Source organism: Nitratidesulfovibrio liaohensis (genome assembly GCF_011682075.1).
Classification (GTDB): Bacteria; Desulfobacterota; Desulfovibrionia; order Desulfovibrionales; family Desulfovibrionaceae; genus Cupidesulfovibrio; species Cupidesulfovibrio liaohensis.
In genome coordinates this window covers 1-558 of the sequence record NZ_VSMK01000775.1, presented here as the reverse complement: position 1 = coordinate 558, position 558 = coordinate 1, and the positions used below count along the sequence as shown (strand labels likewise).

The following is a 558-nucleotide window of genomic DNA, read 5'->3' as shown; positions in this document are numbered from 1 at the left end:
ACGGGCACCTCCCGCGCGGGCACCGGAATGGGCGCGGCCGGTTCCAGCACGGGGCGCAATTCGCCGGGTGCCGCGCCGGTCAGGCGTTCCAGACGGGCCAGGGCCGCCCAGGCACTGTTTTCGTAATCGGCGGCATCAGCCTGCGCGGCATGCCACAACGCGGCGGCCTGGGCCACGTCGATGTCACCGGCAAGACCCGCATCGCGCCGGGCGGTGACCAGGGCCAGGGTTTCGGCCCGGCTGGCCGCGATGTCACGGGTCAGGACCAGTTCGTTCTGGGCCTGGCGCAGGATCACATACTGGGTTGCCACCTCCGCCAGCAGGGTGACCAGAGTGTCCCGCCGGTCCTCTTCCGCCGCCTGGGCATCGGCCACGCGTGCCTCGCGGGTGGCGCGCAGCCGCCCGAACAGGTCGATTTCCCAGGCCATGTCCAGACCGGAGGCATACACGTTGCCATCGCGCGACCCGGTGGACTGGGCCTCGCCCGTGCCGGAGCGGCTGCGAGTGCCGGAGGCGGAACCGGTGACCGTGGGGCCAAGGCTGGCCCCGGCCTCGCGC

Annotated in this window: 1 protein-coding gene; it reads right to left on the bottom strand. The window is 72.8% G+C overall.

All coding sequences use genetic code 11. The features are described from left to right. Positions 1 to 558 (bottom strand): TolC family protein (locus FVW27_RS19075; RefSeq protein WP_167128328.1); only part of this gene is annotated, 558 nt, incomplete at both ends.